Genomic DNA, 21884 nt, shown 5'->3' on the forward strand with positions numbered 1-21884 from the left:
CTGGTCGAGATCACCCGCGGCGACAGCCCGCTTGTGCTGGGGCTGCCGCATACCGGCACCGAACTGCCCGACGGCACGGAGGCCACGCTGAACGCCACCGGGCGGGCGCTGGCCGATACCGATTGGCATATCCATGACCTGTATGCCGGGCTGGTTGACGGGGTAACCACGGTGCGCACGCGCGTTCACCGCTATGTCATCGACGTGAACCGCGATCCCGCGGGGCACAGCCTGTATCCGGGGCAGAACACCACCGCGCTGTGCCCGCTGACCGATTTCGACGGTCGCCCGATCCACAATCCGGGCCAGGCCCCCGACGCGGCCGAGGTCGCGCGCCGGCTTGCAGCCTATCACGCGCCCTATCACGCGGCGCTTGCGGCCGAGCTGGCGCGGGTGCGGGCGGCGCATGGCTTCGCGATCCTCTATGATTGCCACTCGATCCGGTCGCAGATCCCGTTCCTGTTCGACGGCACATTGCCGGATTTCAACATCGGCACCGATGGCGGGCAGACCTGCGCGACGGGGATCGCGGCGCTGGCCCTGGCGCAGTGCCGGTCGGCCGATGGCTACAGCACCGTACTGAACGGCCGGTTCAAGGGCGGCTGGACCACGCGCCATTACGGCCGTCCCGGCGACCAGATGCACGCCATCCAGATGGAGCTGGCACAGGCCACCTATATGATCGAAGAGCCGCCCTGGCGCTTTGCGCCCGACCGCGCCGACCGGCTGCGGGCGCGGCTGAAACCCATCCTGCAAGACCTGATCCGTTGGAGGCCCGCATGAGCGACCCGCGTCACAACACCAGAGACATCTTTCCGCCCACCGGCACCGAGATCACGGCCAAGAGCTGGCTGACCGAGGCACCGATGCGGATGCTGATGAACAACCTGCATCCCGACGTGGCCGAAGATCCGCATCAACTGGTGGTCTATGGGGGGATCGGGCGGGCGGCGCGCACCTGGGCGGATTTCGACCGGATCGTCGCCAGCCTGAAGGATCTGGAGGCCGACGAGACCCTGGTGGTGCAATCGGGCAAGCCCGTGGCCATCGTGCGCACCCACGCGGACGCGCCGCGCGTGCTGATCGCCAATTCCAACATCGTGCCGCATTGGGCCAATTGGGATCATTTCAATGCGCTCGATAAGAAGGGGCTGATGATGTACGGCCAGATGACGGCCGGTTCGTGGATCTATATCGGCAGCCAAGGCATTGTTCAGGGCACCTATGAGACCTTTGCCGAGGCCGGGCGCCAGCATTACGACGGCGACCTGACGGGGCGGTGGATCCTGACCGGCGGTCTGGGCGGCATGGGCGGGGCGCAGCCGCTGGCGGCGGTGATGGCGGGCGCGTGCTGCCTGGCGGTGGAATGCAACCCCGACAGCATCGATTTCCGCCTGCGCACCGGCTATGTCGACGAAAAGACCGACAGCCTGGACGAGGCGCTGGCGATGATCGACCGCTGGACCCGCGCGGGCGAGGCGAAATCCGTGGCGCTTCTGGGCAATGCCGCCGACATCTTTCCCGAAATCCACCGCCGTGGCGTGCGGCCCGATATCGTCACCGACCAGACATCTGCGCATGATCCGATCAACGGCTATCTGCCCCAGGGCTGGACCATGGCGCAATGGCGCGCCGCGCGCGAAACCGACCCCAAGGCGGTCGAGGCCGCGTCGCGCGCGTCGATGAAGCTGCATGTGCAGGCGATGGTCGATTTCTGGAACGACGGCGTGCCGACGCTGGATTACGGCAACAACATCCGCCAGGTCGCGCTGGAAGAGGGGCTGGAAAACGCCTTTGCCTTTCCCGGCTTCGTGCCCGCCTATATCCGGCCGCTGTTCTGCAGGGGGATCGGCCCGTTCCGCTGGTGCGCGCTGTCGGGCGACCCCGAGGATATCTATAAGACCGACCAGGCGATGAAAGAGCTGTTTCCCGACAATGCGCATCTGCACAACTGGCTGGACATGGCGCGCGACCGGATCGCGTTCCAGGGCCTGCCGGCGCGGATCTGCTGGATCGGGCTGGGCGACCGCCACCGGGCGGGGCTGAAATTCAACGAGATGGTCGCCAGCGGCGAATTGAAAGCGCCCATCGTGATCGGGCGCGACCATCTGGACAGCGGCTCGGTCGCCAGCCCCAACCGCGAGACCGAGGCGATGAAGGACGGCTCCGACGCGGTCAGCGACTGGCCGCTTCTGAACGCGCTGGTCAACACCGCCAGCGGCGCCACCTGGGTCAGCCTGCATCACGGCGGCGGCGTCGGCATGGGCTTTTCGCAGCATGCGGGCGTGGTGATCGTGGCCGATGGCACGCCCGAAGCCGCGGCGCGGCTGGAACGGGTCCTGTGGAACGACCCGGCATCGGGAGTCTGGCGCCACGCGGATGCGGGCTATGACGCGGCGCTGGATTGCGCGCGCGATCACGGTCTGCGCCTGCCCGGTATTCTGGGGAACTGAGCCGTGACCGGCGCCACCCCGCCCCGAACGCAACAAGAACCGCGCAAAAGCGGACTGGAAGGCCCCTCTCTCAACCAACAAGGAGCACACAGAATGGACAGACGGAAATTCATCAAGGCGGGCGTCATGGGCGCCGCCGCCGCACCGCTGGCGACACCGGCGCTGGCGCAGGGCGTGCAGCAATGGAAGATGGTCACCGCATGGCCCAAGAACCTGCCCGGGCCGGGGGTCGCGGCGCAGATGCTGGCCGACCGGATCACCACGCTGTCGGGCGGTCGGATCGAGGTCAAGCTGTTCGCCGCGGGCGAACTGGTGCCCGGGCGCGGCGTCTTCGACGCGGTCAGCGAGGGCACGGCAGAGCTTTATCACGCGGTGCCGGCCTATTGGGGGTCGAAATCCAAGGGCATCCTGCTGTTCGGCTCGCAGCCCTTCGGCCTGCGCGCGGATGAGCAGTTCGGCTGGCTTTATCACGGCGGCGGACAGGCGCTTTACGACGAGATGTATGGCCGGTTCGGCATCAAGCCGTTCCTGTGCGGCAATTCCGGCCCGCAATGGGGCGGCTGGTTCCGCAACGAGGTGACATCGGTCGAGGATCTGAAGGGCGTGAAGTTCCGCACCACCGGGCTGGCATCGGAAATGTGCGCCAAGCTGGGCATGGCGGCCGAGGCGATGAGCGGCCCGGCGATGTTCCAGGCGTTGCAGACCGGTGCGCTGGACGCGGGCGAATTCATCGGCCCCTGGACCGACAGCGCGCTTGGCTATCAGCAGGTGGCCAAGAACTATTACTGGCCCGGCGTGGGCGAGCCGTCTTCGGCCGAGGAATGCGGCGTGAATGCCGCGGTGTTCGACGGGCTGCCCGACGACCTGAAACAGGCGGTCTCGCTGGCCTGCGAAAGCCTCTATAACCCGGTCTGGACCGAATACACCACGAAGCACGCCGCCGCGCTGAAGAAGATGGTCGACGAGGATGGCGTGCAGGTCCGCATGTTCCCGCAGGACGTGATCGACGCCATGGGCGTGGCCGCCGCCGAGGTGATCGAGGAACTGCAGGGCGACGATGACGAGCTGGTCAAGCGCATCACCGAAAGCTTCATCGCCTATCGCGACAGCGTCGGGGGCTATATGACCTATGCCGACAACGGGCAGATGAATGCCCGCGCCCATGTGATGGGCTATTAAGCCAATTGCGGGCGCGCGGGCCGAACACCCGCGCGCCTGCACCGAAGGCACCGGGGAAGGGGCAGGGATGCTGCGACTGGCCGACTATATCGACGCGCTCAACCGCGCGGTGGCGCAGGGCCTGCGCTGGTTCGCGGTGGCGATGGTGCTGATCCAGTTCGGCATCGTGATCGGGCGCTATGTCTTCGGGGTCAATTCGATCTGGGTGCAGGAAAGCGTGCTGTACCTGCATGGCGCGCTGTTCATGCTGGCGGCGGGCTACACGCTGCTGGTCGACAAGCATGTGCGCGTGGACATCTTCTATGCCAAGGCCTCGGCCGCCACCCGCCGCCGCATCGACATCGCGGGGCATCTGGTGCTGCTGCTGCCGGCGATGGCGGCGCTGGGCTGGTGGTCCTGGCCATCGGTGCGCAACGCCTGGAAGATCCTGGAAGGCCCGATCTCGGTCGGCGGGATCGAGGCGGTCTTTCTGCTGAAATCGCTGATCCCGCTGTTCTGCCTGCTGGTGGCGCTGCAATCGGTGGCGATCGTGCTGCGGCTTGTGGCCGAAAGGGACGGGGCATGACCGCGTATCTGGATCTTCTGATGTTCGCCGCATTGGTGGCGGCGATCATGACCGGCTTTCCGGTGGCGTTCAGCATTGCCGGTGTCGCGGTCCTGTTCGCCTATCTGGGTTGGCTGTTGGGGGTGATGGATATCTCGCTTCTGGGGGCGTTCGGCCAGCGGGTCTTCGGGCTGATCTCGAACCAGGTGCTGATCGCGATACCGCTTTTCGTGCTGATGGGGGCGCTGCTGGAAAAAAGCCGCATCGCCGAGGATCTGCTGGACACGATGGGCCGCGCCTTTGGCCAGTTGCGCGGCGGGCTTGGCATTTCGGTCGTGCTGGTGGGGGCGCTGTTGGCGGCGTCGACCGGGATCGTCGGCGCGACGGTGGTGGCGATGGGCATGATCGCCCTGCCGACGATGCTGCGGGCGGGCTATGACCCGCGGGTGTCGGCGGGCATCGTCTGTACCGCCGGGACGCTGGGCCAGATCATTCCGCCCTCGACCCTGCTGATCATCCTGGCCGATGTGATGTCCAATGCCTATCAGCAGGCGCAATACGAACAGGGCAAGTTCACGGTCGAGGCGCTTTCCGTCGGGCAGTTCTTTGCCGCCGCGCTGATCCCGGGGCTGGTTCTGGTGACGCTTTACCTGATCTATGTGCTGGTGCGCGGCGCGTTGCGGCCCCAGGACATGCCCCCCGCCGATCTGCGCCAGCCCCGGCCGTCCCGGGCCGAGGTTCTGGGCGCCATCGTGCCGCCCATTCTGCTGATCTTTGCCGTTCTGGGGTCGATCCTGGGCGGGCTGGCCACCCCGACCGAGGCCGCGGCCGTGGGCGCGGTGGGGGCGCTGTTGATGTCGGGCGCCCGGCTGGGCCGGTTCCGCAGGGTGATCGTGGCCGCGGCGGTGGCGCTGATCCTGTTGGCTGTGGCGGCGGGTGTCTTTCCCGTCCGCTTGCAGCGCGGCGATCTGGGCATCGGCTCCTATGTCGCGGGCGGGGCCTATGTCGGGCTGGCGCTGATCGGGGGCCTGGGTATCCTGGCGGCGCTGCGCAACCTGCTGGCGGACCGGGTGATCCACGACGCGGCCACATCGACCATGACCATGACCGCGATGATCTTCGCCACGATCCTGGCGGCGGGGATGTTCAGCCTGGTCTTCATCGGGCTGGGCGGCGAGGACCGCGTGGCCCATTGGCTGGCAAACCTGCCGGGCGGGGCCACCGGGGCGCTGCTGGTCACGATGGCAATCGTGTTCTTCATGGGGTTCTTTCTGGATTTCGTCGAAATCTCGGTCATTGTCCTGCCGCTGGTGACGCCGACGCTGATCCTGCTGGGGCACGATCCGATCTGGCTGGGCATCATGCTGGCGATCAACCTTCAGACCTCGTTCCTGACGCCGCCTTTCGGCTTTTCGCTGTTCTATCTTCGCGGCGCCGCCCCGGACGAGGTGACGACCGGCCACATCTATCGCGGGGTGCTGCCCTTCATCGCGCTACAGGCGGTGGGCGCGGGCGTGGTGTTTTTCTGGCCCGCGCTGGCGACCTGGCTGCCCGGCGTGATGTTCTAGCCCTTGGCGACCGGCATGCGCGGAATTCGGAACATGCCGCGACGCGGCGATTGACAGGCGCGGGCCGGGGGGACCATAGTCGCCGCGATGGTTCCCGAACGCCTCAAGCGGCGAACGGGATGAAAAGGGAACACGGTGCGGTGTAGCCATCAGGCGCCAATTCCGTGACTGCCCCCGCAACTGTAAGCGGCGAGCGACCCGTCAGACCACTGGCCCCAACCGGGGCCGGGAAGGGACGGCCAGCACAGACCCGCAAGTCAGGAGACCTGCCATCGCGACCGTAAACCAACCGATCGGGCGGAGGGCCCGGGGAGGCGTGATGACTGACACCTGGACCAAGCATGTTGATCCGGCCCTTCACCGAAGGTGAGGCGGCCCAAAGGCATATATCCCCCTGAAACCTGTCCGCCCGGCGCGGCGCGCGGCACCGATGTAGAGGTGCCATGGGCTGTGATCGGGATTACGGGATTGTAATGGTATAACATTGCATTTAAGAAACGCTGAACCGCTTTTCGCCGATCCAAATTCCGGAGCTTCACCGTGTCGAGAAATTCAAGAACGATCCTGTCCACCCTGGCCATTGCCGCGCAAATCGCGGCGGGGGCGATGCTGGGCCTTGGGGCCGCGCCCGTGCGGGCGGCCGACAAGGAAATGCGCATCGCCGTGCCATTTGGACCCAAAAGCAACCTGCCTGATCCGCGCGCGCGCCAGAACGGCTGGCTGAGCAGCCGGGCCGGGGTGTCCGAGACCTTGTTCGCCATGGATCACGACATGCGCCTGCAGCCGCATCTGGCCGAGCGGTTCGAGAACCTGTCGCCGACACAATGGCGGATCACCCTGCGCGGGGATGTGACATTCCACGACGGCACCCCGATGACCGCGCAATCGGTCAAGGCGTCGCTGGCCAAGCTGGATATCGAGGGCCACCCGGGCCACAACCCGCGCCTGTCGGCGCTTCTGGGGATCCAGACGATCACGGTTCAGGACGACCGCACGTTGGTCTTCGAAACCCGGGCGCCGAACGCGGCGTTCCTGTGGTCGCTGACCGAGCCGTCGGCGGCGATCATGAAGGACGGGACACAGGACTTGCCGCTGATCGGGACAGGCCCGTTCGTGTTCGTGTCGGCCGAGGCCGAGAAATCCTATGTCACCCGGGGGTTCGCGGACTATTGGGGCGGGGCGCCCAGGCTGGACCGTCTGATCCTGGACGCCGTGCCCGATAACGCGGTGGCGGCGCTGGCGCTGGCGGCGGGGGATGTCGATCTGGTGACCCATTACCCCGAGCCGGATTTCGCCAAGCTGAAGGAAACCGGCGACGCGCAGCTTTTCGCGGCGGCCACCACGCGGCTGTTCTTCTTTCAGCCGCGCGTGGATGGCGGGCCGCTGGCGAATGCCGATCTGCGGCAGGCGGTGTCGCTGGGGCTGGACCGTGCAACCATCGTCGCCGCGACGCTGGCCGGTGTGGGGGGCGACGTTGCGCATGGCATTTTCCCCGACAGCATGACCTCGTGGGTCAATGCCGATCTGGATCTGCCCTATGACCCGGCCAGGGCGCAATCCATTCTGGACGCGGCAGGGATCGTCGACACCAATGGCGACGGCATCCGCGAGCTGGACGGCGCCGAGGTCGTGCTGAAGCTGCGTTCCTACGAAGGGCGGGCGGCGCTGCGCCCGACGCTGGAGATCAGCCAGATCATGCTGAATCAGATTGGGATCGGGGCCGAGATCTCGATGGGCGAATTCGGCGCCAATAACGAGGCGCTGCAAGCGGGCGAGATCGACATGCACCTTCAGGCCTGGGGCACCGCCCCGCAGGGCGACCCGGATTACTTCCCCAGCACCCTTGTGGCCACCGGGGCGAGCTATAATTTCGCGGGCTATGCCAATCCCGAACTGGACGGGTTGCTGGAACAGGGGCGGGGGCTGTTTGATACGGCGCAGCGCAAGCCGGTCTATGACCGGGTGCAGGCGATCATCAACCGCGACCTGCCGCTGATCCCGCTATTCCACAAGACCCAGGTGTCGGTCGGCAACGGCCGGGTGACCGGCTATCGGATCCACCCCGCCGAGACCTATCTGGCCACGCCGGAGCTGGACCTTGCCCGCTGATCGCGCGCCTCTGCTGTCGGTGACGAACCTGTCCGCGTGGATCGGCGGACAGGCGATCCTGCGCGATGTCAGCCTGCGGATCGCGCCGGGCGAATGCGTGGCCGTGGTGGGCGGATCGGGCGCGGGAAAGTCGACGCTGATGCGCTGCATCATGGGGCTGGACCGGCCCGCGCGGCCGGTTGCGGGGCGGTTGGAATTCCTGGGCCAGGTGCGGGACTACCCGCGCGATGCCGGGGCGGGGCGGCTGGACGGGATCGGTTTCGTGCCGCAGAACCCCGCCTGCGGTTTCGATCCGCTGAAATCCCTGCGCTGGCAGTGGCGCCAGCTGGCGCGGGTCGCAACGGGCCGGCCAGCCATGTGCCGGCGGCAGCGAGACCTGCTGGCATCGCTGGGGCTGGGTGATTTCGCCGGACGCTATCCGCATGAATGGAGCCGGGGCATGCAGCAGCGCCTGTTGCTGGCGATGGCGCTGGTCAAGGCGCCACGGCTGCTTGTGCTGGACGAGCCGACCTCGGCGCTGGATCCGCTGATCGCCGCGCGCGTGCTGGACGAGGTGCGCGCCCATGCCGCCGCCCACGACATCGCCACGCTGATCGTCACCCATGATCTGGCGCTGGCCGCGAAACAGGCGCAGCGCATCGCGATCATGCATCAGGGGCGGGTGGTCGAATTTGGCCCGACCGCGCGGCTGCTGTCGCAGCCCGACAGCGCCTATGCGCGCGATCTGGTGGCGCACCGGTCCTGGATCGCACCTGCGCCTGACCACACATTGGCGGCGGAATAGACGGATGCTGAGGCTGCAAAACCTGTCGGTCCAAATGGGCGATGCCGTGCTGTTGCGGGGCATTTCCTGTGCGCTGTCGCGGGGCGAGATGCTGTGCATCATCGGCGAAAGCGGTTCGGGCAAGACGACCCTGCTGCGGGCGTTGCAGGGGCTGATGCCCGCGCATTGCGATCGCTTTTGCTTTTGCCCGCCCGGTCAGCCCCCGGTCGATCTGTCGGGCGCGCTGCCCCGGGGCCGGGGGCTGCGCGGCACAAGCTGGGTGATGCAGGACCCGCTTGCCGCTTTGAACCCCCGGCGCCGGATCGGTGCCTCGATCGCCGAGGGGCTGTACCGCGACCGCCTGCCGCCCGACCGGCTGAAGGCTGCCGTCACCGCCGCGCTGGCCGAGGTCGAGCTGGACGCGGAATTTCACGACCGATACCCGGCGCAGATCTCGCTGGGACAGGCGCAGCGGGCCTGTCTTGCGCGGGCGTTGATCGCGCGGCCGGCGCTGATCTTCTTTGACGAGCCGCTCAGCGCGCTGGACGCCATGGTACAGAAACAGATCGCGCACCGCATGGATGTGCTGCGCCGCGACCGCGGGTTGAGCTATGTGGTGGTGACCCATGATCTGGGCTTTGCCGCCGCCTATGCCGACCGGATCCTGGTGCTGCACAAGGGCCGGGTCGCGGCGTTTCAGGACAAGCAGGCGTTCTTTGCCGCCCCCGCCAGCGCCTATGCCCGGTCGCTGATCGGTGCGGCACAGGCGTTGGGCAGCCTGACACCGGTCGGGGCCGCCGCCTGATGCCGGTGCGGTCCCTTCTTCTGCGTCTGGCGGGGCTTCTGGCCGTGCTGTTCGGGGTCAGCCTTATCATCTTCACGCTGACCTATCTGGCGCCGGGCGACAAGGCGATGGCGATTGCCCACGCGCGTTATCCCGATGCGATGGGGTTCGCGCCCGAGATCCTGGAGGGCATCCGGCAGGAATTCCACCTGAACGCCCCGTTCCACATGCAGTTCCTGCATTGGCTTGGCGGTTTCGTGACCGGGGATTTCGGGTTGTCCTATGCCTCGGGTGCGCCGGTGTGGGACATCTTTATCGACAACCTTGGGGAAACCGCGACCCTGGCCCTTGCCGCGCTGACGCTGGGGCTGGTGGCGGCGCTGGTGCTGTCCAGCCTGGCGGTCTGGCATGTGGGCGGCTGGGTGGACCGGCTGGCGATCATCCTGGCATCGGTCGGGGCGGCGATGCCCGGGTTCTGGCTGGGGCTGCTGCTGATCCTGTTCTTTGCCGCGCAACTCAACTGGTTGCCCGCCTATGGCACCGGGACGGCGGCGCATCTGGTGCTGCCGGCGCTGACGCTGGCTTTCTGGGTCATGGCCTCGCAAACGCGGCTTTTGCGGACCTTCATGCTGGAAGCCTATGGCCTGCCCTTTATCGAGACCCTGCGCCTGCGCGGTGTGTCCGAGCGCGAGATCTTTCTGCGCCATGTGCTGCGGCACGCGTCGATCCCGGCGCTGACCATGATCGGGCTGGATCTGGCGGGGCTGCTCGAGGGCGCTGTGATCGTCGAGCTGACCTTCTCGCGCGGGGGGCTGGGGGCGCTGTTGGCGGGGTCGGTTCTGGCGCGGGATTTCCCGATGGTGGTGTTTCTGGTGATGTTCTTCGCGGTGGCCTATGTCACGATCAATTCGGTGATCGAGATCGTGCAGGATGCCGTCGATCCACGCAGCCGGGCCGGGGGCGCGGCAGCGGCCCGCAAGAGCGGGGCGCAGGCATGAGCATGCAGACCGCAACAGCCACCGCCGCGCCGGGCTGGGCGCCCGTATCCGCGATGCGGCTTTTCCTGCGCCGTCTGGGCGTTGTGCTGGCCGCCGGGGGGCTGGTCGCGCTGGCCGGGTTCTGGCTGACACCCTATGCGCCGGGCGGCGCGGATTTCCTGAACCGGCTGTCCCCGCCCGGCCGGGCCCACTGGTTCGGGACCGATCAGCTGGGCCGCGACATCGCCACGCGCATCCTCTATGGCGGATTGTGGTCGCTGGGCCTGGCGTTCATCGTGGTGACGGTCGGCGCGGTATTCGGAACCCTTGTCGGGCTGGTCGCCAGCCGGGGCGGGCGGGTTCTGGATTACGCCCTGATGCGCACAACCGACAGCTTCTTCGCCTTTCCCGAACTGATCGCGGCGGTCACGGTGGCGGGGTTGTTCGGCCCCGGTACGTTCAACCTGATGCTGGCGCTGATCCTAGTTAGTTGGATGAAATTCGCCCGTCTGGTGCGCAGCCTGTCCCTGTCGCTGGCGCAGCGCGATTTCATCACCCAGGCCCAGCTGAACGGGCTGCCCGAGTGGCGGATCCTGTGGCACCATTACCTGCCCAATATTGCGCCGGGCGTGCTGGTTCTGTGGACCAACAGCTGGTCGCGCACCATCCTGGCGATTTCGGGCCTCAGCTTTCTGGGCTTCGGGGTGCAGCCGCCCAATGCGGAATGGGGCGCGATGCTGCTGGATGGCAAGGCCCATATGCAGACCGCCCCGCATATCATGATCTTTCCCGGCCTTGCGGTGCTGAGCGCCGTTCTGGCCATCAACCTGGTCGGCGACCGCCTGCGCGATCTGCTGGCCGAACAGCACCAGCCCTGAGGTCAAGGCACAGATGACACCGGAATTCAAAGGCATTGGCCTGCGCATTGGCGCGACGTTCTTCTTCACCGTTATGGTGCTGTTCGTGAAATGGCTGTCGGATGCGATCCCCGTGGGTCAGGTCGTGTTCTATCGCAGCGCGTTCGCGTTGATCCCGCTGGTGCTGTTTCTGATGTGGACGCGGGATTTCCCCGGCGGGTTGCGGACAGCGCGCCCGATGGGCCATGTCGCGCGTTGCCTGCTGGGCTGCGTCGCGATGTTCGCGTCCTTTGCGTCGCTGAAATACCTGCCGTTGGCGCATGCGTCGATCATCGGGTACCTGGCGCCGGTGATCGCGGTGGTCCTGGCGCGGGTCATGCTGGGCGAACACGTGACCGGCGCGCGCTGGTTCGGCGTGGTGTTCGGGTTTCTGGGCATGCTGGTCATGGTCCTGCCCGAGGCGGCGGGGGCAGAGGCCGACCGATCCTATCTGATCGGCGTGGCGCTGGCGCTGCTGATGGCGGTCTTCACCGCCGGGGCCAAGATCCAGATCCGCAGCCTGGCGCTGACCGAAAACGCGGGCGCCATCGCGTTCTATTTCGCGGCGACCTGTGCGCTGGCGGGGCTGGCGACCTGGCCCTATGGCTGGGCCGACCCGACGCCGGAGCAGCTGGCCTGTCTCGTCGGCGCTGGGGCCTCGGGGGGGGTGGCGCATATCATGATGACGCTCAGCCTGCAGCATAGCGAGGTGTCGAAGCTGGCGCCGTTCGAATACCTGTCGCTGATCTTTGCCGTCATCGCCGATGTCGCGTTCTTCGGCATCGTTCCGGGGCTGGCATTCTATGCCGCGACCATGTTCATCGTTCTGGCGACCTCGGCCGTGGCGTTTCAGGATCTGGGCGCATCGATCCGAAGGCGCTTGCGGCTCAGGCAGGTTTGACGGGGCGCGCGCGCATCACCCGGCCGCCTGCAGCATCGCCTGTGCCCGTCGCAGGTCGGCGACCATCTGGGTGCGGGCCGTGGTGGCCGCCGCATCGTCCAGCCGCAGCACATAGCTGGGATGCCAGGTGATCACCACTGGGCCGCCGTCGCGTGCGGGTTCGATCCCGCCGCGCCGGGGCGCCAGCGGCGCGGCATTGCCGGTCAGGGCATAGGCCGCGCTGGCCCCGAGCGCGACCGTGACACGCGGTTTGATCATGTCGCGTTCCAGATCCAGCCACCAGCGGCAATGGTCGATCTCTCCCTGTGTCGGGGGCTGGTGGATGCGCCGCTTGCCGCGCGGCTTGAACTTGAAATGCTTGACCGCGTTGGTGCGCCAGCAGGGGCCGGTCGCGGCCTCCGTCATCGCGGCATCCAGCACCTGACCCGCCGGGCCCACAAAGGGGCGTCCGGCCAGATCCTCGGCATCGCCGGGCTGTTCGCCGACGATCATCAGCGCCGCCGCCGCGTCGCCCGCGCCCCAGACGGTTTGGGTCGCCGCCTCGCGCAGACCGCAGCGGCGGCATTGGGCGGCGGCGGCGCGGGCCGCGCCCATCGTGGCGGGGGTCTGGGACGGTTCGGGCGTGGCCAGCCGGTTCAGGATCCGCGCGCTGCGCGCCGGGGGCTGGCTGGGCATCGCCGCGCGCATTTCGGCCACGCGGCTTTCGGCGGCGGCCAGCATATCGGGGATCAGCCGCGTTTCAGGCATGTTCTTCCAGTATTTCAGCGGCATTTCCGACCGCATTGCCTTCAGGTGGATGCGTGCGGGGTTGAAGATATGCGCGAAATAGGTCTGCCACAGCCCCTCGGACGCGTCATCGGGCAGGTCGGGGGGCGGCCCGGGCGGGTGAAAATCCAGCGTGCTGTCCTGAAACCGCGCCACGCCTTGCGGGGTGGCGATGGTCCAGTCCATATCGGCAAAGCGGCGCGCGAAGAAGGGCGTGGCGATTTCCACGATGGCGTGATCGGGTTCGAACCACGCGCCAAAGCGGCGGCGCGGCCCGCTGGCGGGCAGTTCGCGGAACCGGACAAAGGCGTGCATCTTGTGGATGTCGCGGCCGATCTCTTTTTGCAGCCGCATCAGCTTGCGCGTCAGCGGATCGGCGGGGTTGGCCATGGCGCGGCGATCACTCTGATGCCGGTGCAGCGCCTGATACAGCAGCGCGGGCGCCTGGCCGTCGCGGTGGCAGATGACCGATTGCGCGGTGGACAGAAGCGTGCGTGTCGTCGCGACCTTTTGCGGGCCCACCGTGTCGGGTGGGGCATCGGCGGCGAAGAGGTCGCCACCCCCGGCGCCGTCGCGTTGCCACAGCACCCCATCGGGCGGCACACCATGGCTGAGCAGCCGCCGCGCCGCATCGCGCCATGCATCGAATGTGCCCAAAGCGGGCAGGGTGACGCGGTACATCAGAACAGCGACAACTGCGTGGGCGCCGGGGCAAACCGGGCGCGCAGGTTTTCGGCATCGGTCAGCCCGCCGGGCGACCAGTCGGGCGTGGTGACGAACGCCTTGGCCGTGCCCATCCGCGCCCCGATCCGCAACAGATCGCCATAACGCAGCGCGCCCGACCGCCGCGCGGTCAGGATGCGGTTCACCGTGCGGGTGCCAAAGCCCGGCACGCGCAGCAGCATGTCGCGGTCGGCCCGGTTCACGTCGACCGGAAAGCCCTGTCGGTTGGCCAGCGCCCAGCACAGCTTCGGGTCAAGCTCCAGATCCAGGTTGCCCGAGGGCGTCACGCCGGAAATCTCGTCGACCTCGAACCCGTAAAACCGGATCAGCCAATCGGCCTGATAGAGCCGGTGTTCGCGCATCAGGGGCGGCTTGATCAGCGGCAATGCGGCCGAGGCATCGGGGATCGGCGAGAACGCGGAATAATAGACGCGCCTGAGCCGGTAGCCCGTGTAAAGACGCGACGCGGTGGACAGGATGTCGTGGTCGCGCGCGGCATCGGCGCCCACGATCATCTGTGTCGACTGGCCCGCCGGGGCAAAGCGGCGGGGGCGCTTGCCGGTATGGCTGCGCTCGCCGCTTTCCTGCCGTTTCAGCCGCACCGCCGCCATCGCCGCGCGTATGGTCTCGGGCTTTTTCTGCGGCGCCAGGGCGCGGGTGCTGGCATCCTTGGGCAGTTCGATATTGACCGACAGCCGGTCGGCGTAAAGCCCGGCTTCGTGGATCAGCTCGGGGCTGGCCTCGGGGATGGTTTTCAGGTGGATGTATCCCTTGAACTGGTGATCCTGCCGCAGCATCCGTGCGATGCGCACCATGGCGGACATGGTGTCATCGGGGCTGCGGATGATGCCCGAGCTCAGGAACAGCCCCTCGATATAATTCCGGCGATAGAATTCCAGCGTCAGCGTCACGACCTCTTCGGGCGTGAAGCGGGCGCGGTCCACGTTGCTGGACACGCGGTTGATGCAATAGGCGCAATCATAGATGCAGAAATTGGTCATCAGGATCTTCAACAGGCTGATGCACCGCCCGTCGGGGGTATAGGCGTGGCAGATCCCGCTGCCCCCGGCGCTGCCGATGCCGCCCGAACGCGCATCGCGCCGCGTGGTGCCCGATGATGCACAGGACGCATCGTATTTCGCCGCATCCGCCAGAATGGCCAGTTTCTGTTTCAAACTCATCTGCATGGAACAAACATAGAACATATTTTCGGGCTGGCAAATAAGCTGCGACATGCCTGGGCGGTTTTTGCGGCGCGCACGGGGGAACGAAACGTGCGCCCGGGCGTTTCCGATGCTGAACAGACAACGCACAACCCGAGGAGAATTCATCATGTCGAAAGAGGTGTTCTGGGACCAAATGGAAGACGTGAACGCCGCGATGCTGGCGGTCGGCTCGAAACGCTATGTCCCGATGTCGCCCTATACCGATGCCGCCGCCGGCGCGATCTGGTTCATCACCGCGCAGGGCACCGATGCGGTCGACGCCGCCGCGGGCGGGGCGGCGGACGCGTCGCTGATCGTCACCGGGTCGGGCGATTTGCACGCGCGCATCGACGGCAAGGCGCGCCTGTCGCAGGACCGCGCCAAGCTGGAAGAGCTGTGGAACCCCATCGCCTCGTCCTGGTTCGACGGGATCGACGACCCCGATATCCGGCTGATCCGCTTCGACCCGACCGAGGCCGAGGTCTGGAACGCCAAGGGCGCCATCGGCTTCGTCATCCAGATCGCGAAATCGAAAATGACAGGCGAACAGCCCGATATGGGCGATCATTTCACCATCGCGTTCTAAGCGCGCCCGCGCCCATCCGGCCCCGGTTGCCGGGCGGGCGCGCCGCGCTATCATCCGGGCGGGGGCGAAGTTGCGGTGCATCGGACCGGCGCCCGCCCCGCGCCGAAAGGACCGCGATGACCGCCCCGTTGGAAACCCTGCTGATCCCGCGCCCCGAGGGGCTTTATTGCCCCGCCGGGGATTTTCATATCGACCCGGTGCGGCCCGTGGATCGTGCGGTGATCACCCATGGCCATGCCGACCACGCCCGCGTGGGTCACCGCGCCGTTCTGGCCGCGCAGCAGACGCTGGACATCATGGCCATCCGCTATGGGGCGGATTTCGCCCAGACCACCCAGGCCGCCGATACCGAACAGACCGTCAATGGGGTGCGCTTGTCGTTGCATCCGGCGGGGCATGTGCTGGGCTCGTGCCAGATCGCCATCGAACATGACGGGCTGCGCGCGGTGGTCTCGGGCGACTATTCCCGTGTGGCCAACCCGGTCTGCGCGCCCTTCGCGCCCGTGCCCTGTGACCTGTTCGTGACCGAGGCGACCTTTGCGCTGCCCGTCTTTCGCCACCCAACCCCGGAAACCGAGATCGCGCGGCTTCTGGCGTCGGTCGATGCGTTCCCAGACCGGGCGCATCTGATCGGCGCCTATGCCCTGGGCAAGGCGCAGAGGGTGATCATGCTTCTGCGGCAGGCGGGGTATGACGCGCCCATCTACATTCATGGCGCGTTGCAGCGGCTTTGCGATTATCACCTGGAACAGGGCGTGCCGCTGGGCGATCTGCGCCCGGCCACGATGGACAAGGCCGAAGCGCGCGCGCTGCAACGTGCCATAGTGATCGCGCCGCCATCGGCCTTTGCCTCGGCCTGGGTGCAGCGATTCGCCGATCCGGTGATCGGCATGGCCTCGGGCTGGATGCAGATCCGCGCCCGCGCGCGGCAACGGGGGGTCGAGCTGCCGCTGATCATCTCTGACCACGTGGACTGGCCCGACCTGACCCGCACGATCGAGGAGGTCGACCCGGCCGAATTCTGGATCACCCACGGGCGCGAGGATGCGCTGATGCGATGGGCCGAGCTGACCCAGCGCCGCGCGCGGCCCCTGCATCTGGTGGGGTACGAGGATGACCCCGAATGATGGCCTTTGCCGATCTGCTGGAACGCCTGGCCTTCACGCCCGGGCGCAACGCCAAGCTGGCGCATATGACGCGGTATTTCCAGACCGCGCCGGACCCCGATCGCGGCCATGCGCTGGCCGCGCTGACCGGCAACCTGGATGCGGGCCGCGCCAAGCCCGCGCTGCTGCGCGAGATGGTGGGGCAGGTCGTCGACCCCGAGCTTTTTGCGATGTCCTATGACTATGTCGGCGATCTGGCCGAGACCATCGCGCTGATCTGGCCCACGGCCGAAGCGCCGCGCGACATTCCGCTGGCGACGGTGGTGCAGGCGCTTGGCGATGCGTCGCGGATGCAGGTTCCGGGCCTGGTCGCCGGGTGGCTGGATGTGCTGCCCCCGTCGGGCCGGCTGGCGCTGCTGAAGCTGGTGACCGGCGGGCTGCGCGTGGGCGTGTCGACCCGGATGGCGCTGACCGCGCTGGCCGCCATCGGGACCGTGCCGCGCGATGAGATCGAAGAGCTTTGGGCCGGGTTCACGCCGCCCTATACGCCGCTTTTCGCCTGGCTCGAAGGCGGCGCGCGCCCCGAATTGACGATCCGCGCGCCGTTTCGGCCCGTCATGCTGTCGACCCCCATCGATGCCGACGGGCTGGCGCCGCTGGACGCCGCCGAATTCACCGCCGAATGGAAATGGGACGGCATCCGCGTTCAGGCCGCGGCCGAGGGCGAAACCCGGCGGCTTTATTCCCGCACGGGCGAGGATATCTCGGGCAGTTTTCCCGACATCGTCGACGCGATGGATTTCGACGGCACGCTGGATGGCGAGCTGATCGTGCGGCGCGGGGACCGGGTGGCGCCCTTTGGCGATCTGCAGAAACGGCTGGGCCGCAAAAGCCCGGGCAAGGCGCTGCTGAAAAGCCATCCCGCGGCGCTCAGGCTTTATGATGTGCTGATCTGGCAGGGCGACGATCTGCGCGGCTTGCCCTTTGCCGCGCGCCGGGGGCGGCTGGAACAGGCGCTGCGTGGTCTGCACCCGGACCGGTTCGACCTGTCGCAGACGCTCGATTTCGCCGATTGGGCGGCGCTTGCCGCGCTTCGGGCCGATCCGCCCGATCCGGTGATCGAGGGCGTGATGCTGAAACGCCGCGACAGCGCCTATGTCGCCGGGCGCCCGCGCGGGCCGTGGTTCAAGTGGAAGCGCGACCCGATGGTCGTGGATGCCGTGCTGCTTTACGCGCAGCGCGGCCATGGCAAGCGGTCGGGCTTTTATTCCGATTTCACCTTCGGCGTCTGGGACGGCACGGGGCTGGTGCCCGTCGGCAAGGCCTATTCCGGGTTCACCGACGAGGAACTGCGCCGCCTGGACCGGTTCGTGCGTACCAACACCACCGACCGGTTCGGCCCGGTCCGCGCGCTGGCGCCGGAACTGGTGGTCGAGGTCGCGTTCGAGGGGCTGAACCGCTCGACCCGGCACAAATCCGGCGTCGCCATGCGGTTCCCGCGCATTGCGCGCATCCGCTGGGACAAACCGGCGGCCGAGGCCGACCGGATCGACACCCTGCGCGCGCTGCTGCCCTGAGGGCGCTGTGCCCGGCACAATAGACCGGGGAACATTTCGCCCGCCCGGGCGTTTGGCTGACAAGTGTTCACCAAATGGCCGAGGCATCCGATATGACCCAGGAAAAGACCCCCCCGCCCACCACGAACGACGCCGGCATCCGCGTGCAGAGCGAAGAACATTCCCTGACCGTCGGGCCGGACGGGCCCATCGTGCTGCACGATCACTATCTGCTGGAGCAGATGGCCAATTTCAACCGCGAGCGTATCCCCGAGCGCCAGCCCCACGCCAAGGGCGGCGGCGCGTTCGGTTATTTCGAAGTGACCGAGGATGTCTCGCGCTTCACCAAGGCGCAGGTGTTCCAGCCGGGCGCCAAGGTCGACGCGCTGGTGCGGTTTTCGACCGTCGCGGGCGAACGCGGCAGCCCCGACACCTGGCGCGACCCGCGCGGGTTTTCGGTGAAGATGTACACCGACGAGGGCAATTTCGACATGGTCGGAAACAACACGCCGATCTTCTTCATCCGCGACCCGATCAAGTTCCAGCAATTCATCCGCAGCCAGAAACGCCGCGCCGACAACGACATGCGCGACCATGACATGCAGTGGGATTTCTGGACCCTCAGCCCCGAAAGCGCGCATCAGGTCACCTATCTGATGGGCGACCGGGGGATCCCGAAGACCTGGCGTGAAATGAACGGCTATTCCAGCCACACCTATTCGCTGGTCAACGCCGATGACGAGAAATTCTGGGTCAAGTTCCACTGGCATACCGATCAGGGCGACGGCAACGCCTATCTCAGCCAGGACGAGGCCGACACGCTGGCGGGCACCGATGGCGATTACCACCGGCGCGACCTGTTCGACCACATCGCCAAGGGCGACTATCCCAGCTGGACCCTGAAATGGCAGGTGATGCCCTACGAGGACGCCAAGACCTATCGCATCAACCCGTTCGACCTGACCAAGGTCTGGCCGCATGCGGATTACCCGCTTATGGATGTCGGCAAGCTGGTGCTGGACCGCAATCCGACCGACTTCCACACCCAGATCGAGCAGGCCGCGTTCGAGCCCAACAACATGGTGCCTGGGATCGGGCTGTCACCCGACAAGATGCTGCTGGCGCGCGGCTTTTCCTATGCCGATGCGCATCGCGCGCGGCTGGGCGTCAATTACAAGCAGATCCCGGTGAACAAGCCCAAATGCCCGGTCCACAGCTATACCAAGGACGGCGCGATGCGGGTCGAGAACGCGACCGATCCGGTCTATGCGCCGAATTCCTATGGCGGTCCGTCCGCCCAGCCGGTGCCGGGCGCCGAGGCCGGGCTGTGGCACGCCGATGGCGACATGGTCCGCAGCGCCTATACCCTGCGCGAGGATGACGACGATTTCAGCCAGGCACGCGCCCTGATCCGCGAGGTCATGGACGACGCCCAACGCGAACGGCTGGTGTCGAACATCGTCGGGCACCTGAGCGACGGCGTCAGCGAAAAGGTCCTGCAACGCGCCTTTGACTACTGGCGCAATATCGACCCCGAGACCGGCGACAAGGTCGAAAAGGGCGTGCGCGAGAAAATCGGCGGGACATCCGACGCCCCGGGCATGGCCTCGGCCGAAAGCATCGGCTGAGCCACCGCCAATGGCTGTCGCCCGTCCCGACGGGCGGCGGTCCCCCATGGCGCGCGCTGGGGCAAGCTGCGTATCCGGCACTGGAAACCATCGCGGAAAAAATGCTAGACCCCCATCTTGGCGCTGCATCCTGCAGTCGGCAAAGCGCGGACCGGCCTGAAACGGCCCGGCCTGGCACAAACGCAACTCGGGGTCCGAATGGAGCACCACGAAAACTCAACTGGCCCCGACCTTCGTCGCGCCGCCCGCCTGTCCGTGGCGCCGATGATGGACTGGACCGACCGGCATTGCCGTTACCTGCACCGGCTGATGTCGCGGCATGCGCTGCTTTATACCGAGATGGTGACGGCCCCCGCGCTGGTGCGGGGTGATGCGCGGCATCTGTTGGAATTCGACCCGGCCGAGCATCCCGTGGCGGTGCAGCTGGGCGGCTCGGACCCGGCGGAGCTTGCCGCGGCCACCCGAATTTGCGGCGATCAGGACTATGACGAGGTCAACCTCAATGTCGGCTGCCCGTCGGACCGGGTGCAGTCGGGCTGTTTCGGCGCCGCGCTGATGCAACAGCCCGCACTGGTGGCCGATTGCGTTGCCGCGATGATCGCCGCCAGCCCGGTCGAGGTGACGGTGAAATGCCGCATCGGCGTCGACGATCAGGACCCCGCGCAGGTGCTGCCGCACTTCATCGAAACCGTCCGCGCCGCCGGTGTGCGCCGGTTCACGATCCACGCGCGCAAGGCCTGGCTGCAGGGGCTCAGCCCCAAGGAAAACCGCGATATCCCGCCGCTGGATTACCCGCTGGTGCTGCAGATGAAACGGGATTTCCCGGATCTGCATATCTCGATCAATGGCGGGATCACGTCGCTGGATCAGGCGCAGGCGTTCCTGGATACCGGGCTTGACGGGGTGATGGTGGGCCGCGCGGCCTATCACACGCCCGCCGATATCCTGCTGCAGGCCGACCAGCGCATCTTCGGCGCCACCGCGCCCGCGCGCCGGGCCGAGGATGTGGTGCTGGACATGGTGCCCTATATCAACCGCCACCTGGCGGCGGGTGGACGGGTGCACAATGTCACGCGTCACATGCTGGGCCTCTTCGCTGGGCGCCCCGGCGCGCGCGCCTGGCGGCGGATCCTGTCCCAGGGCGCCAGCCGCCCCGATGCCGACGCAACACTTCTGCGCGAGGCGCTGGCGCAGATCGGCGGCGGTGACCGGCTTTCGGCCTGACACCCTCTGGCGCAATCGCGCCGCCCGCGCTACCTATCCGCAAAACGGGAAGGAAACGGTATGGATCTGATGGCATTGCTGCCGCTTGCGGCGCTGCTTCTGGTGATCGGCGCGCTGGCGGGCGTGATCGCGGGGCTTCTGGGGGTGGGGGGCGGCATCATCCTGGTGCCCGCGTTCCTTTATACCTTCACGGTGCTGGGCTATGGCGGGTCGCAGGTGATGCAGGTTTGCCTGGCCACGTCGCTGGCCACGATCATCGTGACCTCGGTTCGCTCGGTGCTGAGCCACAACAAGAAGGGCGCGGTCGACTGGAACATCCTGCGCGCCTGGGCGCCCGGCATCGTGATCGGCGCCATCGTGGGCGTGCTGGTCGCGGCGCAGCTGCGCTCGGTGGTGCTGCAAGGCATCTTCGGCTTTTTCGGCATCATGGTCGGGCTCTACATGGCCTTCGGCAAGACCCACTGGCGCCTGGGCGAGGGGATGCCGACCGGCGGCCTGCGCGCGGCCCTGTCGGGGTTCATCGGCTTCATGTCGGTGCTGATGGGCGTGGGCGGCGGGTCCTTCGCGGTGCCCACCATGTCGCTTTACGGCCAGCCCATCCATCGCGCGGTGGCGACGGCGGCAGGCTTCGGCCTGCTGATCGCGCTGCCCTCGGCGGTGGCCTTCCTGCTGGTGCAGATCCCCGACGATTCCCGCCCGCCGCTGACCATCGGCGCGGTGAACCTGCCGGCCTTCGGCATCGTGATCCTGATGACGATCCTGACCGCCCCGTTGGGCGCGCGCCTGGCCCATGCCATGGACCCCAAACCGCTGAAACGGGTCTTTGCGTTCTTCATCGTGCTGGTGGCGCTCAACATGCTGCGCAAGACGCTGATGGGCTGACCCGCCCCCTTCATCTTGGCGCAAATACCTCGTGG

Annotated in this window: 19 protein-coding genes and 1 riboswitch; of the genes, 17 read left to right on the top strand and 2 right to left on the bottom strand. The window is 67.1% G+C overall.

Annotated elements, in window-relative coordinates; translation table 11 throughout:
* From hutG to CLM60_RS10010, 11 genes are all read left to right on the top strand, one after another.
* Positions 1 to 783, top strand: a complete 783-nt coding sequence (hutG, locus tag CLM60_RS09960) for an N-formylglutamate deformylase (protein ID WP_095589327.1) — start codon at positions 1 to 3, stop codon at positions 781 to 783.
* Positions 780 to 2453, top strand: a complete 1674-nt coding sequence (gene hutU / locus CLM60_RS09965; RefSeq protein ID WP_095589007.1) for a urocanate hydratase — start codon at positions 780 to 782, stop codon at positions 2451 to 2453. Before hutG ends, hutU begins: the two co-directional genes overlap by 4 nt.
* A 93-nt stretch (positions 2454 to 2546) precedes the next feature.
* Positions 2547 to 3632: a TRAP transporter substrate-binding protein gene (locus tag CLM60_RS09970; protein ID WP_095589008.1), complete on the top strand. Its 1086-nt coding sequence runs from the start codon at positions 2547 to 2549 to the stop codon at positions 3630 to 3632.
* Positions 3633 to 3699: 67 nt separating this feature from the next.
* Complete coding sequence (locus tag CLM60_RS09975; protein WP_095589009.1) at positions 3700 to 4197, top strand: TRAP transporter small permease subunit; 498 nt, start codon at positions 3700 to 3702, stop codon at positions 4195 to 4197.
* Positions 4194 to 5744, top strand: coding sequence for a TRAP transporter large permease (locus CLM60_RS09980; protein ID WP_095589010.1), 1551 nt, complete (start codon positions 4194 to 4196; stop codon positions 5742 to 5744). The genes CLM60_RS09975 and CLM60_RS09980 overlap by 4 nt, the downstream gene beginning before the upstream one ends.
* A gap of 71 nt (positions 5745 to 5815) precedes the next feature.
* Positions 5816 to 6032: riboswitch (cobalamin riboswitch) on the top strand.
* Positions 6033 to 6284: 252 nt separating this feature from the next.
* Positions 6285 to 7853 carry an ABC transporter substrate-binding protein gene (locus CLM60_RS09985; RefSeq protein WP_245848328.1) on the top strand — a complete coding sequence of 523 codons (1569 nt, stop codon included), beginning with the start codon at positions 6285 to 6287 and terminating at the stop codon, positions 7851 to 7853.
* Entirely contained in the window at positions 7843 to 8637 is a 795-nt protein-coding gene (locus CLM60_RS09990) for an ATP-binding cassette domain-containing protein (RefSeq protein ID WP_245848332.1), read from the top strand. The genes CLM60_RS09985 and CLM60_RS09990 overlap by 11 nt, the downstream gene beginning before the upstream one ends.
* A gap of 4 nt (positions 8638 to 8641) precedes the next feature.
* Entirely contained in the window at positions 8642 to 9421 is a 780-nt protein-coding gene (locus CLM60_RS09995) for an ABC transporter ATP-binding protein (protein WP_245848333.1), read from the top strand.
* Entirely contained in the window at positions 9421 to 10398 is a 978-nt protein-coding gene (locus CLM60_RS10000; RefSeq protein ID WP_245848339.1) for an ABC transporter permease, read from the top strand. The genes CLM60_RS09995 and CLM60_RS10000 overlap by 1 nt, the downstream gene beginning before the upstream one ends.
* Complete coding sequence (locus tag CLM60_RS10005; RefSeq protein WP_245848342.1) at positions 10395 to 11255, top strand: ABC transporter permease; 861 nt, start codon at positions 10395 to 10397, stop codon at positions 11253 to 11255. Before CLM60_RS10000 ends, CLM60_RS10005 begins: the two co-directional genes overlap by 4 nt.
* A gap of 13 nt (positions 11256 to 11268) precedes the next feature.
* Positions 11269 to 12174, top strand: a complete 906-nt coding sequence (locus tag CLM60_RS10010) for a DMT family transporter (RefSeq protein WP_095589012.1) — start codon at positions 11269 to 11271, stop codon at positions 12172 to 12174.
* Positions 12175 to 12189: 15 nt separating this feature from the next.
* On the opposite strand, the gene CLM60_RS10015 is transcribed toward CLM60_RS10010, so the two are convergent.
* Both CLM60_RS10015 and CLM60_RS10020 read right to left on the bottom strand, forming a co-directional pair.
* Complete coding sequence (locus CLM60_RS10015) at positions 12190 to 13620, bottom strand: UdgX family uracil-DNA binding protein (protein ID WP_095589013.1); 1431 nt, start codon at positions 13618 to 13620, stop codon at positions 12190 to 12192.
* A complete protein-coding gene (locus tag CLM60_RS10020; RefSeq protein WP_095589332.1) occupies positions 13620 to 14843 on the bottom strand; it encodes a putative DNA modification/repair radical SAM protein in 1224 nt (407 codons plus the stop codon). The genes CLM60_RS10015 and CLM60_RS10020 overlap by 1 nt, the downstream gene beginning before the upstream one ends.
* A gap of 151 nt (positions 14844 to 14994) precedes the next feature.
* Between CLM60_RS10020 and CLM60_RS10025 the strand changes: the two genes are divergently transcribed.
* The 6 genes from CLM60_RS10025 to CLM60_RS10050 all read left to right on the top strand — a co-directional run bounded on the left by CLM60_RS10025 (position 14995) and on the right by CLM60_RS10050 (position 21849).
* Complete coding sequence (locus CLM60_RS10025; protein WP_095589014.1) at positions 14995 to 15453, top strand: pyridoxamine 5'-phosphate oxidase family protein; 459 nt, start codon at positions 14995 to 14997, stop codon at positions 15451 to 15453.
* 116 nt (positions 15454 to 15569) lie between these two features.
* Positions 15570 to 16580, top strand: coding sequence for a ligase-associated DNA damage response exonuclease (locus CLM60_RS10030; protein ID WP_095589015.1), 1011 nt, complete (start codon positions 15570 to 15572; stop codon positions 16578 to 16580).
* Positions 16577 to 18136, top strand: a complete 1560-nt coding sequence (locus tag CLM60_RS10035) for a cisplatin damage response ATP-dependent DNA ligase (protein ID WP_095589016.1) — start codon at positions 16577 to 16579, stop codon at positions 18134 to 18136. Before CLM60_RS10030 ends, CLM60_RS10035 begins: the two co-directional genes overlap by 4 nt.
* Positions 18137 to 18228: 92 nt before the next feature.
* Positions 18229 to 19743 (top strand): catalase, encoded by a 1515-nt coding sequence (locus CLM60_RS10040; protein ID WP_095589333.1) that lies wholly within the window; start codon positions 18229 to 18231, stop codon positions 19741 to 19743.
* Positions 19744 to 19941: 198 nt separating this feature from the next.
* Positions 19942 to 20967: a tRNA dihydrouridine(20/20a) synthase DusA gene (gene dusA / locus CLM60_RS10045; RefSeq protein WP_095589017.1), complete on the top strand. Its 1026-nt coding sequence runs from the start codon at positions 19942 to 19944 to the stop codon at positions 20965 to 20967.
* Between the two features lie 60 nt (positions 20968 to 21027).
* Entirely contained in the window at positions 21028 to 21849 is an 822-nt protein-coding gene (locus CLM60_RS10050; RefSeq protein ID WP_095589018.1) for a sulfite exporter TauE/SafE family protein, read from the top strand.
* The last annotated feature ends 35 nt before the right edge of the window (positions 21850 to 21884 follow it).

Origin of the sequence: Actibacterium ureilyticum (assembly GCF_002285435.1) — a bacterium.
Classification (GTDB): Bacteria; Pseudomonadota; Alphaproteobacteria; order Rhodobacterales; family Rhodobacteraceae; genus Actibacterium_C; species Actibacterium_C ureilyticum.

Bases quoted from the DNA above. Each gene is read 5' to 3' on its own strand.
- hutU (WP_095589007.1), top strand. From the start codon at position 780: ATGAGCGACCCGCGTCACAACACCAGAGACATCTTTCCGCCCACCGGC.
- CLM60_RS09970 (WP_095589008.1), top strand. From the start codon at position 2,547: ATGGACAGACGGAAATTCATCAAGGCGGGCGTCATGGGCGCCGCCGCC.
- CLM60_RS09975 (WP_095589009.1), top strand. From the start codon at position 3,700: ATGCTGCGACTGGCCGACTATATCGACGCGCTCAACCGCGCGGTGGCG.
- CLM60_RS09980 (WP_095589010.1), top strand. From the start codon at position 4,194: ATGACCGCGTATCTGGATCTTCTGATGTTCGCCGCATTGGTGGCGGCG.
- CLM60_RS09995 (WP_245848333.1), top strand. From the start codon at position 8,642: ATGCTGAGGCTGCAAAACCTGTCGGTCCAAATGGGCGATGCCGTGCTG.
- CLM60_RS10000 (WP_245848339.1), top strand. From the start codon at position 9,421: ATGCCGGTGCGGTCCCTTCTTCTGCGTCTGGCGGGGCTTCTGGCCGTG.
- CLM60_RS10005 (WP_245848342.1), top strand. From the start codon at position 10,395: ATGAGCATGCAGACCGCAACAGCCACCGCCGCGCCGGGCTGGGCGCCC.
- CLM60_RS10010 (WP_095589012.1), top strand. From the start codon at position 11,269: ATGACACCGGAATTCAAAGGCATTGGCCTGCGCATTGGCGCGACGTTC.
- CLM60_RS10015 (WP_095589013.1), bottom strand. From the start codon at position 13,620: ATGTACCGCGTCACCCTGCCCGCTTTGGGCACATTCGATGCATGGCGC.
- CLM60_RS10020 (WP_095589332.1), bottom strand. From the start codon at position 14,843: ATGAGTTTGAAACAGAAACTGGCCATTCTGGCGGATGCGGCGAAATAC.
- CLM60_RS10025 (WP_095589014.1), top strand. From the start codon at position 14,995: ATGTCGAAAGAGGTGTTCTGGGACCAAATGGAAGACGTGAACGCCGCG.
- CLM60_RS10030 (WP_095589015.1), top strand. From the start codon at position 15,570: ATGACCGCCCCGTTGGAAACCCTGCTGATCCCGCGCCCCGAGGGGCTT.
- CLM60_RS10035 (WP_095589016.1), top strand. From the start codon at position 16,577: ATGATGGCCTTTGCCGATCTGCTGGAACGCCTGGCCTTCACGCCCGGG.
- CLM60_RS10040 (WP_095589333.1), top strand. From the start codon at position 18,229: ATGACCCAGGAAAAGACCCCCCCGCCCACCACGAACGACGCCGGCATC.
- dusA (WP_095589017.1), top strand. From the start codon at position 19,942: ATGGAGCACCACGAAAACTCAACTGGCCCCGACCTTCGTCGCGCCGCC.
- CLM60_RS10050 (WP_095589018.1), top strand. From the start codon at position 21,028: ATGGATCTGATGGCATTGCTGCCGCTTGCGGCGCTGCTTCTGGTGATC.